Raw genomic sequence first — 13,194 nt, 5'->3', positions numbered from 1 at the left:
ACACCCCACCCCAGTTGGAGAGCGTGTCGGGACCTCAACCGATGCCGCCCGCGTCCCTCCCGGAGAAGAGGGGGGCGGGGATCCACGGCCTGTAAACATAGTCCCGAGGTGGCTCCCGGGGACCTTTGTGCCCACCCCCCTTGACCGCGGACCTCGAAGGTTCTCTGACCGGTCTCACTCCGCCGGACAACCTAGCAAGCAGCACTGACAACGGCCCGGCACCAGGAGGACCGATCTACGAGATCCCCATCAAGCGGCAGTCCACCTCAACTCCCCAGGTTCGGCCATCCATCCTTGTTGGAGTAGCTCTCGAAGCAGTACCGGGTTGAGCGGTCCCACTCCTTCCCGGTAGCGAGTTCGTATGCCCGATCCGGTACATACAGCAGCCACTCCCCGTCCCACTCGGAGGCGGTGTAAGGGACGAACTTGTCGGCGTCGTAGAAGACGCCTTCCCATACGGCTTGTCCTGCGGCGACGACAGCGCAACGGGCGTACAGGAACACGTCGGCAGACTGCGGGAAGGGCCCGCCGTTCCGGTCCGTCATGTCGGCAACGGGAAGCATCCCGAACTTCTCTTGGTCCAGGCGGTACAGAGCCTCGGCATGTCGTTCCGCGAAGCCGATGATGTCGGGGACGGAGCGGCGGCTCAGCTCCTCGGCCAGGCGCTGGCAACTCGCCTGCGTGGCTTCGCCGTTCAGGGTGGCTATCAGCGCCCAGAAGGCGGCCCATGTCATTCTCACTGGCGCAGGATGTCAGAGCCGTCTGACATCAACGGCTGGCATCAACGGGCCGGCATCAACGGGCCGGACGGCGGCACACAGCAGCACCCCGGACAACCGTCGGACCAGTCGTGACGCGACCCCAGGGGCGGGTGTAGAGCGAACTCCCAAAGCGGGTGTACGCGAGCGCGCGCGGAGCCCTAGGCGAGTTGAGACGCCATGGCATCATCGGACGATGCTGACCGAGGAGGAAGCGCGCCGACTGGTGCTGGTCGAGATCGACGACGTGCGAGGCAACGTCGAGTACGACCTGCAGATCCTGCGCGTAGAAGTCCTGTCATTCGGGTGGCTCTTCTACTGGGGAGCAGTCCGGGATGACCAGAGCGGTCGGCGCCCTCGGCTGGGAGGCAACGGCCCCTTCCTGGTGGATCGCGAAAACGGGCGGTTGATCCGAACTGCCACCGGCGTTCCCATAGCCCGTCAACTCGCCGACTACGAGCGCCGATTGCGGCGCGAAGCTCACGCCCGGAACGCGGCAGCGAAACGCGACGCACGGCAGCCATGAGTGTCCAACTGCGTGACAACGCCGACGAACAACGGCGAACGAGCACGAACGCCTGCGGACCGTCAGCCCAGTTGAGAAGCACGCCGGCCCAAGGCAGCTCCCCCACCCAAGTCGCCTCGGGACCAAGAGGTCCAGAGTTCAAGGCCCCCAAAGCCAGCAGGCGCAATGCCCCTCGCTTCGCGAGTCGGGCGCTCCTACCGTCAGGCCAGCGCCGGCATGAAGCCGCCGCGCGCAGTACCCGACGACAGCAGGACGGACCAGTCGAGTGCGTCGGGCAGCCGGTCCAAAGACAGAACGACTGCTCCGCCGGCCTGCTCGGCATCCGCGCACCAGTCGCCCATGCCGCCAGATGCCGATGCCGTGCCATCGTCGGCCCCGCCGACCACCGGCGCAGCGAGAGCGGGGACGACGAGCCCGTGGTCCCCAGGTCCGTCCACCACGCACAGGGTGAGTCGGGGAACGATGCTCCAGCCCTCGCACAAGGGCACCGCCGCATCCGACACGGTCAGGAGCGGCAAGGCGTCGTGGAGAGGCGCCTCGGCCAGCAGGAGCACGGGCGTGGCACCACGGACGAACAGCGTGTTCTCAGGATCCAGCAGCACGGGACCACTCTCGCAGACCGGGGCATCGGGGCCGTAGCGGGGTTCCGAGGCGGCCGGCGAGCACGCGTCGTCCAGGCCACAGTCATCGAAGCAGCGCCTGACATCCATCGTTGACATCAACGCCCATGGACCGCTGCGGCGTTGGGCGGCCGCGGCATCGAACAGCTGCGGATGACACTCGTACGCGCGGCCGGGTGCGGCCGCAACTCACAGCTGCCGATGGTCAGTTGTGACCGTGCGGACAGTCGGTCACCGAGAGCCGGTGTTCAGGACCGCCGACGAAGCGCGGTGCTCCTCGCAGACAGCCCACCAGCTCTCGCCACCCTTGTCCTTGACCCGCACGCTCCAGCGCGCGCAGCGCTGTGCACGGAGAACCCCATGCACAGCGCTGCATACACAGGTCAACGCTCCAACTAGCCGCAATTGCCCGCAAGTTACCCCAAACCGAGGCCTCCGTCGTAGCCACGGGTGAGCCATCGCGGCTCCTCTGGGTGACGCCACCCCCGGCAGCGTGACTGACGCCGGTGGCGGGTGGGCGGCGAGGTACACGCATCGGACACGGCCTTCGACCTGTCCGGCCCTGGTCGAGTCGAGGCCCCGGTCATCTCGACGTCGAGACCGACCGACGAACAGCTCTACTCCCCGCCGTCAGCCGGCTCCGGCAGCAACAGCGCGTAGTAACGAACAGCCGTGAACACCTTCGGCTCAGGCAGGTTCAGGGCCTTCATCGCCGCCGAGGCGGTCTCGTGGCGCTCCCCGTTGACCCGGATCTCACACTCCATCGCGCCAGGTCGCCCGCCGTAGAAGACCTTGACCCCGTTGAAAAAAGGCGATTCCAGGTCCGCGGTGAACGTGTCCGCGATGCGGGGCAGAACGTTGGTGTCGAGCAGCGCGCTCTGCAGGCGCCGGTTCTCGGCGACGTCGAGTCCGAAGCCGATCGCCCCGGAGATGATCGAGTGCCAGCCGGAAACGCCGCGCTCGTCATCAGGGCCCACGTGGTCCGCGAAGCGTCCGCGCGGATCGAGGAGTTCGAGCATGCACGCGCCCGCCGTCTGCACCCACGCGTCGGCCGCCTTGCGGGGATCGCCGGACATCGCCACGACACAGTCCATGAAGCAAGGAACATCCGGCTGGACGCTCACGTCCGGCAGCGCGACGAGGTCGTAGTGGTGGCCGCCCCCGTGGTGGGGCGGCGCCACACCGACCGCCCAACCGCCCGGACTGCTCAGCGAGTTGCCCTTGAGTTCGATACCCCGCGTCATACCCGGCGCGTATTCCTCAAGGCTCGCTTTCACCAGGGCGAGGAACTCAAGATCGGGCAGACGCTCTTCAGGCGGCTGGGCCTCGCGCGCACGGCGTCGTATCCAGGGCATGCGGTGGATCTTACTGAGCCGCGATAGGGCGTGGATGCCGTGTGGAAGTTCCGTCCGTGGAAGGCCAGTTGAGGAAGGGGCACAGATCCCCGGTAGGTCAGGGGTGAAGAACTGAGCTTCCCAAGCTCATGACTTACTTCGGTCTCGGATACGCGGTGGCCACCTGGCACCTGGCTCTGTACCTTGCTGCCATGACCGACAACCGAAGGGGCAATGCCGCGTAGGCGCCCATCAGCCCTGCGGGATGACCTCCCAGTCCGTTCCCCGAGGCGGCGACGGTACCCGTTCATCGATGGCCTTTCAGGAACCTGCACCGCTGACCTGCGTCGGCTGGAGCGGACACGCTTCTGGCCCGAAGCCACGGAAGAAGCGTTCTGGCACTGGCAGGCCTACGCTCATGGCCCCCTCAGACAACTTGTGGATCCACTCGCAGGTCCCGATTGCCGCATCCCTGAGTGCGGGTGTTGTGGCGCCGGCTTCCGCGACCACCTCGAAGCCGTGCTGCACGCGCTGCCCAGGAAGAGCGCGCGTGAGTTGCGCGCCCTGGTGCGGGCCCTCGACAAGAAGATTCTCGCGAGGGCCAAGGTCATCCCGGCCGACAGCCTGGACGTGCCATGGTGGCGAGGCCGGCTCTAGGGCCATGGGCGACATCGGCGACCATCCCATGAACCCTTGAGTGAGCGATTGAGCCCTTGAGTGAGCGATGCTTGAGCATGTCCACCGAACCCAGCGCTGCTCCGCCGGCCAACACGCACGTCAGTACGGTCACCGATGGAGTCGCCACGGTCTTCACCTGGGAAGAGGGCGCACGCATCGAAGTCCGCAACCTGGGCCGGGAGATCGTCGTCGAGGCCAACTCCGCAGGCCTGAAGACCCTGGCCGGCCACCTCCTTTCGCTCGCCCAGGACGGCACACCGGACGGCGCGCATCTCCACCTGGAGGAGAACAACGGGCTCGAAGCGGGGTCGGCGAGCCTGGTTCTGGAGAGGTGCGACGGCAACTCACCACCGCCCGAAACTCGTTGAGTACTCCCGCGGTCGCCGCCATAGGGTCCAACCATGAGGAAGCACCCATGGTTCGACGTCGACGACCCGGACGACGACTGCGAGTTCACCGACGACGAGAGAGCCTTCGCCTCGGCGCTGAGCGGGCACTGCATGGCCTGGGCACCGGCCGATGTCGCCGGGGAGGTCGGGCGACCCGACGACTGGGAGGCGCTGCTCGCCTACGTCAGTCTGTCCGACCGGGCGGACCCCCGGCCGCGACACCTGATCGATCTGGGTGTGCACCTGGTCGGTGACCGTGTCCGGGGCGATCGGCTGCACAGCCAGCTGTACACGCTGCCGGATCGGCTCCACGCATGGGCACTTGACGCCACCGGACCGACGGACCAACTCGCCCAGGTTGCCGCCGACTGGTTCCGCACCGTCCTCGACAAGCCGATCGTGCTGTACGTCTGGCTCCACGAGGGCTATGCCTACGCGGCGCGCTACGCCTTCGCCGACAGTGGTGAAACGCTCTGCCAAAGCTACGCGGAGGCAGAGGCACCGCACGGCCAGGCAGCCGAGCTGACCGCAGCGGGACATGTGCACGGGAAAGGGTGGATCCAGACCATCGGCCTGCCAACTCCCAGTCTGTACCTGCATATTCGGGGCGACCTCGACAAGGGCAGCGTCATACCCGGAGTCCCGGCGGCGACCAGGCGCGGTCCCCTTCCAGGGCCTTGGTACGAGTGAACGCCCTCCTCGCCCTCCTCGCCGTCCCGTCATCCCGTTTCCCCTCCGGACGCCCTACTGCCGGCCCATCCCACTGTTCCGTCGGGTGGCGCCTCCACCGGAGGTCAAGCGCCCGCATGGCGGCAGTTTCCGCCGACAGCCAGGCTGAGGTGCTCGTTCCCCTCACAGGTCATCGGAGCCGGCGACGGCTGGACCGAGACCCACGGGAAGGTGGGCGATCGCGAGGGCGACAGCTTGTTCCGCGGTCTCGGCTTCACCGATCACCCCGTCGTGGAGGAACTTCCGAACCTGATAGGGACGGCCCTCGTACGCGGGGCTCACAGCGACCTCGACCGGGGACGAATGGCTGGTGCAGGCACTGAAACCCAGCGTCCAGTGGCTGGAGAACGCGGACAGCTGCCGCAGCATCGGCTCCGCGTACGCCGCTTCCACGAGCAGGCCGAACTCGGGGAAACCGGGCTCACTGGCAGCTTGCTCCCGCAACAGCCGCCACTGAAGGCCGACGACTGCGGCGGGACCGATCTCATGCGCCATCGCCCGTTCGTCCGAGGACAGAAAAGGGAAGAGCTCGTGCAGTTCGCCCAGGCTCCTGCCTTCCCCCCAAGCCACTGCCGCCAGAACGACGTCCCTGAGGTCTGACGTCGATCCCCCGACAAGTTCGACTCCTCGGCTCCTTCCACCCACCATGAACTGGCGCGTGGCCGCGGCCGGCAGAACGAAGAGCGGTCGGCGAAACGGCACCGGAGGCGGGCTGACCGCCGAGACAGACGTCTCCCAGTCACCGGGCACCACACTCACATCTACGGCCAGCTCGGCTGCCACGAGCTCCAGCGCGGCGGCCAAGCCGCCCGCAGCGGCAAGATCGGGATAGAGGTCAGGATCCACCTCAGCAGTCTGAGGTCTTGGGACCACGAAAAGAAGCGATGTCCGACTGCGTTACGGCTGACTCGGGAGCGTGGCTCACTGTCGTCGGCCGACGCTCAGACACACCGGATCCCCGCGCCGGGACGGCCCCCGTGGCGGCCGTCCTCGTCGCTCGTCACGTGGGCAGCCCATACAGGCAGGTCAGTGCTGAGTGGTCCGGCGTCGCCGTGTAACGACCAGCAGGGCGGCGCCGGCCAGAACAACCGCACCCGCCGTCCCGGCGATCAGCGGGGTCGAGCTGGAGGCACCCGTCTCGGCGAGCGGAGGCGCGGAGATGTAGGACGACGGGCTCGGTGACGACAGGGTGGACGCGGAGGGCGTGTCCGACGGGGTTCCACTCGACGCGGCAGGAGTCGACTCGGCAGTGGCCGGCGCGCTGGAGGACGGGGTCTGCGACGCGGTCGGCGACGCGCTCTCCTCCCCGCACACCGGGGCCGTCTTCGTCTCGTCGACAGCCTGGCCGTCCTCGCTGCCCGGCGTCACCACGAAGCGGATCGAGAGCGGCTTGCTGTGGGTCGGGATGGTGTACGTGTGGTGGAAGTCGTCGCGGAAACTCAGCTCCGTTCCCAGCTCCTTGCCGTCCGCCGTCACCTCCACGATCTGCACGACCTGGGGGTTGTAGCCCGTGATATCGACAGTCACCTGCGAACACGACACCGACCAGTCGTACGTCGAGGCCGAGGCCGGTGCGGCCGCCATACCGAGCCCGAGCATCGTCATGGCGGCCGTCGTCGCGATGGCGGACGGTCTGCGCCAGGAAGAAGGGGAGCGTCTGGTCGATATCTGCGTCTGCACGGTTTCTCCGGAGAGGTTCAGGTTCTGTGGCCCGTCTGGGCGTTGCGCAGGCGGAACAGTACAAGCCGGGCCGAGCACGGTTCCCCCCGGGTTCATGACCCGGGGGGAACCGTGCCGAAGCGCAGGGATCAGGGCAGCTTCACCACCGTGAAGTCGTCGCAATACCCCGCCGCCGAACCGGAGTTCTTGTAGCAGTACACCGACGCCGCGGTGTTGGAGACGCCCGTCGTGAAGAAGATCGGCTGCTGCGTGTACGTCGTCGTCGAGCCCCGCAGGTACGTCTCCGTACCGCCGAAGCTCTTCACGCCTACGGCCACCTCCTCACCGGCGGTGCCGACCTTCGCCCATGCCGCCAGCAGGTAACTGCCGCCGGAGGTAAGGCCGGTGACCGTCTGGATGGCGCCGCTCGCACTCGCAGCCGTCTGCAACGCGTACGTGCCGGTACGGGAGTTGGAGGCAGCGACGCTCGACGCCGTGCCCGTGCTCTGGGTCCACGGAGTCAGCGCGCCCGTCTCGAAGCCCGGGTTCGTGACCGTGTTCGTGGCGGAGGACAAGGGCTCCACCGCCAGGTCGTCGCAGTAACCCGCCCCCGTTCCACCGGCGTTCTTCCAGCAGTAGACCGTGGCCGACGTGCTCGACGAACCCGTGGTGAAGAGGATCGCCGCTTGCGAGTACGACGTCGACGCGACGTTCGTGTACGTCTCCGTGCCGCCGAAGCCCTTCACGCCGATCGCCAGCGTTTCGCCTGCCGTGGCCACCTTGCCCCAGCCCGTGAGCAGGTAGGTCGTCGACGGAGTCAGGCCGGTCAGGGACTGGTTCGCTCCGCTGCCGCTCGCCGCTGTCGTCAACGCGTCAGCTCCCGTACGGGAGTTGGACGCCGTCACCGAGGACGCGGTGCCGCTCGCCTGCGTCCAGGGAGACAAACTCCCCGTCTCGAAGCCCGCGTTGGACAGCAGGTTGCCGCCGGTGCCGTTGTACGCCCCGATGTTGGGGGCCGCCGTAGCCGACACCGCGTTGCCGTACGCGTCGTAGCCGCCGTTGGACGCGATGACCGCGCCCGCCCTGATCACCGGGGACGACGGGTGGACCTGGTACGCGTTCTTGCCGGTGTACGACGAGGACGTGTTGGTGTTGCCCGCGTTGCGGAACTCCGGGTCCGACGTCACCTTGGCCGCGTCCGCGGGTTCGCGGGACGGGTGGTTGCCGTAGAAGAGGTTGTTGGAGTAGGTCGAACTGCCGGTGGTGGTGAAGTAGTTGCCGGAGCCGTAGTTGAAGATCGCGTTGTTCTTGAAGGACAACGCGCCGCTGATCGACGTGCCCGAGCGGGAGTACAGGATCGGGGTGCTCAGGCCGTCCCGCACCGAGAACGTGTTGTTGTAGAACTGAGGGATTGCTGACGTGCTGCCGCTCTGGTTCGGGACTCCGCCTACGAAGTGGAGGACTCCGCCGCCGTGCGTTTGGGTGCCTGACGTGGGGCAGCCGGAGTTGCTGCCGTCGTTCTCGCTGATGTTGTAGCGGACCACCGTGCCGTCGCTGGGGACCGTCGACGTGGGCTCGTTGGCGATGGTGAAGGGGGGCATCACCAGCAGGAAGCCGCCGAGGTTCTGGTGGCTGTAGTTGTACTGGAACGTCGTGTTGTGGTTGCCCCAGTCCACGTCGAAGCCGGTGCCGTCGGCGCCGTTGATGTGGCAGTAGACCTCGTTGTTCTGGACGACGGTGTTGCTGCTGCCGGACATCCAGATGCCGGCGGAGGCGCCGTTGCAGTACTGACCGGAGGGCGGGCAGGTCGACTTGGCGCCGCCGTAGCCCGCCTTGTTGCCGTCGATCAGGGCGCCGTCGTTCTTGACGACCAGGACGTCGTCCGCGCCGTCGTACGTCATCGTGTTGTTGCGGATGACCGTGCCGGTGGTGAGGCCGGTGCCTTGGCCGTCCGCGTCCGGGGTTACGGCGACCGCGATCCGGTCCACGTGGTCGAACGTGTTGTTCTCCACCACCACGTCGTTCCACGTGGAGACGGGGGTCGTGTGGTCGGTCTGGACGCCGACGCCCGCGTTCGTCGAGTACCAACCGCCGCCGTAGCCCGCGATGTTGTGGATGTACATGTCGTGCACGCGGATGTGGTTCAGGACGCCGCCGGAGCTGTTCTCGGCCAGGACGCCCGAACGGTAGGCGGGCGAGGAGGCGTTGTCGATCAGTTCCAGGCCGCCTATGTCCCAGTACTGCTGGTTCAGGAGGTGGATGACCGCGCCCGTCGCGCCCGCCGCGTCGATGATCGGCTTCGCGCCCGAACCGTACGACGCCATCGAGATGTTGCTGCCCGAGGCGCCCGAACCGCCGGGGGTGAGTTGGCCGGTGCAGGTGGTGCCGGCCTTGAAGAGGATGCTGTCGCCCGCGGTGAAGGTGGTGCCGTTGACGCCGGCCACCGAGTTCCAGGGGCTGGCGCTGGTGCCGGTGCCGTTGGAGGAAGCCGAGCAGTCCACGTAGTAACTCGTGCCGGCCGCCGAGGCGTTGGTGGCCGTGACGGGGACGAGCAACGCGCCCGTCACCGCTGCCAGCAGGGCCAGGACCTTTGAAGTCCGCTGCCTTGTCCGGGGGTTGGCGGGAACTGCCCTGCCGGGAGAACCGAATCTGCGACGCTTCATTGCGCGCTCCTTGGATGGGTGGATGTGTCCCTTGCCGCTGCGTGCGGCGAGATTCCCCTCTTCACCAGGCGCGATGACCGGTTGCCGCCGGTGCGCCTGGAGCGTGTGGCGCTGTCCCGACGCCGGATTCGACGGCGTCGGGGCAGCGTGGAGCCAACGACCCGCTGCCTACGGGCCGTTGCGGTCGCGGACTGCCGAGCCGCGGACTACCGAGCCGCGGACTACCAACTCGCCAGTGAGCCGTCCGCGTTGCGCCAGACCGGGTTGCGCCAGCGGTGGCCGCGTTCGGCGGCGGCGCGGACCTTGTCCTCGTCGACCGTGATGCCGAGGCCGGGGGCCGTGAGGCGGTGGATGTAGCCGTCCTGGACCTCGAACGGCGAGGAGTCCGCGAGGTAGCCGAGCAGGCCGCTGCTGTCGCCGTAGCCGATGCCCAGGGACTGTTCCTGGATGAGGAAGTTCGGTACGGCGAAGTCGAGTTGGAGGCTCGCGGCGAGTGCGATGGGGCCCAGTGGACAGTGCGGGGCCACGAGCACGTCGTAGGCCTCGGCCATCGCGGCGATGCGGCGGGTCTCCGAGATGCCGCCCGCGTGGCTGATGTCGGGCTGGGCCACCGCGATGCCGGCGCCGAGGACCTCCCTGAAGTCCCAGCGGGAGAAAAGGCGTTCGCCGGTCGCGATGGGGATGGAGGTGGCGCGGACCACGTCGCCGAGGTCGCGGGTGAACTCCGGGAGGACCGGTTCCTCCACGAACATCGGCAACAGCGGTTCCAGGTACGGCAGTACGCGCCTCGACATCGCTCCGCTGAAGCGGCCGTGGAAGTCCAGCGCCACGTCGCGGTCCGGGCCGATGGCTTCGCGTACGGCGCTGACCCTGGCCACGATCGCGTCGATCGCGGCGGGGGTGGCGAGCGGTTCAAGTTGCGCGCAGGGGTTCATCTTTACGGCGGTCAGGCCCTTGGCGACCTGGCCCGCGGCGGACTCGGCGAGTTCCTCGGGGGTCTCGCCGTAGAGCCAGCCGTAGATACGGACGCGGTCGCGGACGTGGCCGCCGAGGAGTTGGTGCACGGGGACGCCGTGGGTCTTGCCGGCGATGTCCCACAGGGCCTGGTCGATGCCGGCGAGTGCGCTGCTGAGGACCGGGCCGCCGCGGTAGAAGCCGCCCTTGGCGAGCATCTGCCAGTGTTCCTCGATGCGGGCGGGGTCCTGGCCGATCAGGTAGTCGAACATCTCCTCGACCGCCCGGGCCGTGGTGTGGGCCTTGCCCTCCACGATGGGCTCGCCCCAGCCGGATATGCCCTCGTCGGTGTCGACGCGCAGGAAGAGCCAGCGCGGCTCGACGAGGAACAGCTCGTATCCGGTGATTTTCATGCTGCGGACCTCCGGGTCCTACGGGTATGGGTACGGGCACGGGCACGGGCACGGGCACGGGCACGGGCACGGGCACGGAGAGCCGGCCGTGTGTGCGTGTGGTGGTGCAGGTACTACGGGTTCGGAGAGGGGTCCTACTCCTGCGAGCTGATGCTGCGCCCGCCGTCCACGACCAGGTTCTGGCCGGTGATGAACGACGCGTCGTCGGAGCCGAGGAAGGCGACGGCCGCGGCGATGTCCTCGGGTTCGCCGAGCCGCCCGACCGGGGTCCGGGCCGCCGTCTGGGCCCGGTACTCGTCCGGTGCGTCGGTCCACAGGCCGGTCTCCACCGCGCCGGGCACCACCGCGTTGAACCTGATCCGGCCCGCGTACTCGACCGCCAACTGCCGTACCAGCGCGCTGACTCCGCCCTTCGCCGCCGCGTACGCCGGGAAGCCGCTGAAGCCGAGCACCGCGTGCACGGAGCCCGTGACGACGACCGCGCCGCCGGATGCCGTGAGCAGCGGGACGGCCGCCCGGACGCCGTAGAAGACGGAGTCGAGGGCGAGGCGGAGGTGGTCGTGCCAGGAGGTGTCGTCGAGTTCGTGGATCGCGCCGGGGAGATTGCGGCCGGCGTTGAGATGGAGGAGGTCGAGGCGGCCGGTCCACTCCTCGGCCGTCCGCACCGCCTCCGGCCACGCCTCGGGGTTCGTGACGTCGAGCCCCAGGTGACGGGCTCGGCCGCCCTTGGCGCGGACCTCGTCGGCCACCTTCTCCGCCCCGGCCGCATCCACGTCCGTGACCAGCACGGACGCACCCTCGTCGGCGAGACGCCGGGCGGTGGCGGCGCCGATGCCGGACGCGGCGGCGGTGAGGAGGGCGGTACGGCCGGTGAAGCGGGCGGGCCGGTGGCCGGGGTGACTGTCGGGGTGGCTCTCGGGGGTGGTGCGGCTCATGGCGTTCCTCTCGGCGTGACCGGCCCGTCCGGTCATCCGTCCTACATCCGTCCTACGGGAGTGCCCTTCCGGGTCGGCCTACGGCTCGGGCCGACCCGTCCGGTCAGGTCGTGCAGGTACTAGGGGTTGTGCGGGTTGTGCGGGTTGTGCGGGTCGTACGGGTCGTACGGGTCCAACAAGGTCAGACAGACGTACTCGCATATCCGGGTCCTACGGGTCCTACGGGTCAGCTCGACCCAGCAGACCCAGCAGACCCAGCAGACCCGCCGGCCCCCGGCCCCGCCGTAGACCCCCGCAACACCAACCTCGGCTCGGTCGGCACCACCACATCCCCCGGCGGCTTCCCCTGGATCTCCGCGACCAGGGCATCGACCGCCGCCGTGCCCAGTTCGTGCAGCGGCATCGCGACCGTCGTCAGCGGTGGGGTCAGGTAACCGGCTACCGGAAGGTCGTCGTTGCCGACCAGGGAGATGTCCTCGGGGATGCGCAGGCCGCGCTCGTGGATGGCCCGCATCGCCCCGATGGCCTGGGCCAGCGAGCTGGTGTACAGCGCGGTGACCTGCGGTCGGCCCTCGACCGGGGTGAGGAGTTCGCGGGCGGCACCGGCGCCGCCCTCCTCGGTGAAGTCGCCGGAGGCGACCGGTGCCGCGACGAGTCCCAGTACGGCGGCGTGCCGAAGGAACGCGTCCCGGCGGTCCTCGCTGGGGGTGATTCCCGAGGGGCCGGCGATGTGGCCGATCACCCGGTGACCGAGTGCGTGGAGATGGTCGAGCGCGGTGACGCTGGAGCGGGCCACGTCCATCGTGACGTTGCGGCCCGAGTCCTTGACGGCGCGGTTGAGGAAGACGTGCGGAACCGGGTTGCGGCTCAGGGTCTCCAGTAGGGGGTGGTTCGGGCGGGCGGAGGCGATCAGCAGGCCGTCCACCCGGCCCTCCTTGACCAGGTCGTTGAAGGTGTCGTCGGCTTCCTGGCCGTCGAAGTCCTCGGCGAGCAGGGAGAGATAGCCCAGTTCACGGGCGCGTTGGTAGGCGCCGCGCGAAATGGTCACGTACGTAGGGTTGTTGAGGGCCGGCACCAGCAGGGCCAGGGCGTGGGTGCTGGCCCCGGCCAGGGCGCGGGCCCCGGAGTGCGGGCGGTAGCCCAGGGCGGCGGCGACCTCGTGGACGCGCTGTCTGGTCTCGGGGCGGACGGACAGGTCCTGCCGTCCGTTGAGCACCTTGGACACCGTCGCCTTGGAGACTCCCGCCTCCCGTGCGACGTCCACCAGCCTTGCCCGTACGGGCTGTTCAGCCACGCGAATCCTCCCTGTCAACGACGTTGTCGACCACTCTGCCAGCTGCGCGAATCGTCCATGGATGCCGTGTTCGCCCGGGGTGTGGCGTTCGGCATGCCGTGTTGCGTTTGACCTCTTGACACCTTCTGGCGCCGCAACCTAGCGTTCGCCGAAGTCGTTGGTCAACCGGTTTCCTTCGATGGATTTCAGTGATATATCCATTCAGGCCCGGCAAACCATGACGGTCCATACACAGCCGACAT

General features: G+C 68.3%; 13 protein-coding genes. 4 read left to right on the top strand and 9 right to left on the bottom strand.

The window, feature by feature from the left end; translation table 11 throughout:
- Nucleotides 1-266 precede the first annotated feature (266 nt).
- A complete protein-coding gene (locus tag OG588_RS26230) occupies nt 267-734 on the bottom strand; it encodes a DUF4240 domain-containing protein (protein WP_405953216.1) in 468 nt (155 codons plus the stop codon).
- Nucleotides 735-954: 220 nt separating this feature from the next.
- On the opposite strand from OG588_RS26230, the gene OG588_RS26225 reads away from it, so the two are divergent.
- Nucleotides 955-1,284, top strand: a complete 330-nt coding sequence (locus OG588_RS26225; RefSeq protein WP_405949424.1) for a hypothetical protein — start codon at nt 955-957, stop codon at nt 1,282-1,284.
- Between the two features lie 200 nt (nt 1,285-1,484).
- On the opposite strand, the gene OG588_RS26220 is transcribed toward OG588_RS26225, so the two are convergent.
- Both OG588_RS26220 and OG588_RS26215 read right to left on the bottom strand, forming a co-directional pair.
- Complete coding sequence (locus tag OG588_RS26220; RefSeq protein ID WP_405949423.1) at nt 1,485-1,886, bottom strand: hypothetical protein; 402 nt, start codon at nt 1,884-1,886, stop codon at nt 1,485-1,487.
- A 635-nt stretch (nt 1,887-2,521) separates the two neighbouring features.
- Nucleotides 2,522-3,259 carry a DUF6348 family protein gene (locus OG588_RS26215; RefSeq protein ID WP_405949422.1) on the bottom strand — a complete coding sequence of 246 codons (738 nt, stop codon included), beginning with the start codon at nt 3,257-3,259 and terminating at the stop codon, nt 2,522-2,524.
- A 417-nt stretch (nt 3,260-3,676) separates the two neighbouring features.
- Between OG588_RS26215 and OG588_RS26210 the strand changes: the two genes are divergently transcribed.
- The 3 genes from OG588_RS26210 to OG588_RS26200 all read left to right on the top strand — a co-directional run bounded on the left by OG588_RS26210 (nt 3,677) and on the right by OG588_RS26200 (nt 4,995).
- The gene (locus OG588_RS26210) at nt 3,677-3,895 is read left to right on the top strand and encodes a hypothetical protein (protein ID WP_405949421.1); all 219 of its coding nucleotides are present in this window, start codon (nt 3,677-3,679) and stop codon (nt 3,893-3,895) included.
- 77 nt (nt 3,896-3,972) lie between these two features.
- A complete protein-coding gene (locus tag OG588_RS26205; protein WP_405949420.1) occupies nt 3,973-4,284 on the top strand; it encodes a hypothetical protein in 312 nt (103 codons plus the stop codon).
- Between the two features lie 33 nt (nt 4,285-4,317).
- Nucleotides 4,318-4,995 (top strand): hypothetical protein, encoded by a 678-nt coding sequence (locus OG588_RS26200; protein ID WP_405949419.1) that lies wholly within the window; start codon nt 4,318-4,320, stop codon nt 4,993-4,995.
- Nucleotides 4,996-5,157: 162 nt separating this feature from the next.
- Here OG588_RS26200 and OG588_RS26195 read toward each other — a convergent pair whose 3' ends face one another.
- The 6 genes from OG588_RS26195 to OG588_RS26170 form a co-directional block, all read right to left on the bottom strand.
- On the bottom strand, nt 5,158-5,880 hold the full coding sequence (locus OG588_RS26195) for a DUF6193 family natural product biosynthesis protein (RefSeq protein WP_405949418.1): 723 nt from the start codon (nt 5,878-5,880) through the stop codon (nt 5,158-5,160).
- 180 nt (nt 5,881-6,060) lie between these two features.
- Nucleotides 6,061-6,714 (bottom strand): LAETG motif-containing sortase-dependent surface protein, encoded by a 654-nt coding sequence (locus OG588_RS26190; RefSeq protein ID WP_405949417.1) that lies wholly within the window; start codon nt 6,712-6,714, stop codon nt 6,061-6,063.
- 128 nt (nt 6,715-6,842) lie between these two features.
- Complete coding sequence (locus OG588_RS26185; RefSeq protein WP_405949416.1) at nt 6,843-9,356, bottom strand: carbohydrate-binding protein; 2,514 nt, start codon at nt 9,354-9,356, stop codon at nt 6,843-6,845.
- A 221-nt stretch (nt 9,357-9,577) separates the two neighbouring features.
- Nucleotides 9,578-10,723, bottom strand: coding sequence for a galactonate dehydratase (gene dgoD, locus OG588_RS26180; protein ID WP_405949415.1), 1,146 nt, complete (start codon nt 10,721-10,723; stop codon nt 9,578-9,580).
- A 134-nt stretch (nt 10,724-10,857) separates the two neighbouring features.
- A complete protein-coding gene (locus OG588_RS26175) occupies nt 10,858-11,658 on the bottom strand; it encodes an SDR family NAD(P)-dependent oxidoreductase (protein WP_405949414.1) in 801 nt (266 codons plus the stop codon).
- 226 nt (nt 11,659-11,884) lie between these two features.
- Nucleotides 11,885-12,952 (bottom strand): LacI family DNA-binding transcriptional regulator, encoded by a 1,068-nt coding sequence (locus OG588_RS26170; protein ID WP_405949413.1) that lies wholly within the window; start codon nt 12,950-12,952, stop codon nt 11,885-11,887.
- Between the last annotated feature and the right edge of the window lie 242 nt (nt 12,953-13,194).

Source organism: Streptomyces prunicolor, from assembly GCF_045162825.1.
Lineage (GTDB): Bacteria > Actinomycetota > Actinomycetes > Streptomycetales > Streptomycetaceae > Streptomyces > Streptomyces prunicolor.
This window is presented reverse-complemented; position numbering and strand designations above follow the sequence as displayed.

What these genes read in the sequence shown, in the direction of transcription:
- OG588_RS26225 (WP_405949424.1), top strand. Translation starts at nt 955, where the DNA reads ATGCTGACCGAGGAGGAAGCGCGCCGACTGGTGCTGGTCGAGATCGAC.
- OG588_RS26230 (WP_405953216.1), bottom strand. Translation starts at nt 734, where the DNA reads ATGACATGGGCCGCCTTCTGGGCGCTGATAGCCACCCTGAACGGCGAA.
- dgoD (WP_405949415.1), bottom strand. Translation starts at nt 10,723, where the DNA reads ATGAAAATCACCGGATACGAGCTGTTCCTCGTCGAGCCGCGCTGGCTC.
- OG588_RS26215 (WP_405949422.1), bottom strand. Translation starts at nt 3,259, where the DNA reads ATGCCCTGGATACGACGCCGTGCGCGCGAGGCCCAGCCGCCTGAAGAG.
- OG588_RS26175 (WP_405949414.1), bottom strand. Translation starts at nt 11,658, where the DNA reads ATGAGCCGCACCACCCCCGAGAGCCACCCCGACAGTCACCCCGGCCAC.
- OG588_RS26185 (WP_405949416.1), bottom strand. Translation starts at nt 9,356, where the DNA reads ATGAAGCGTCGCAGATTCGGTTCTCCCGGCAGGGCAGTTCCCGCCAAC.
- OG588_RS26205 (WP_405949420.1), top strand. Translation starts at nt 3,973, where the DNA reads ATGTCCACCGAACCCAGCGCTGCTCCGCCGGCCAACACGCACGTCAGT.
- OG588_RS26200 (WP_405949419.1), top strand. Translation starts at nt 4,318, where the DNA reads ATGAGGAAGCACCCATGGTTCGACGTCGACGACCCGGACGACGACTGC.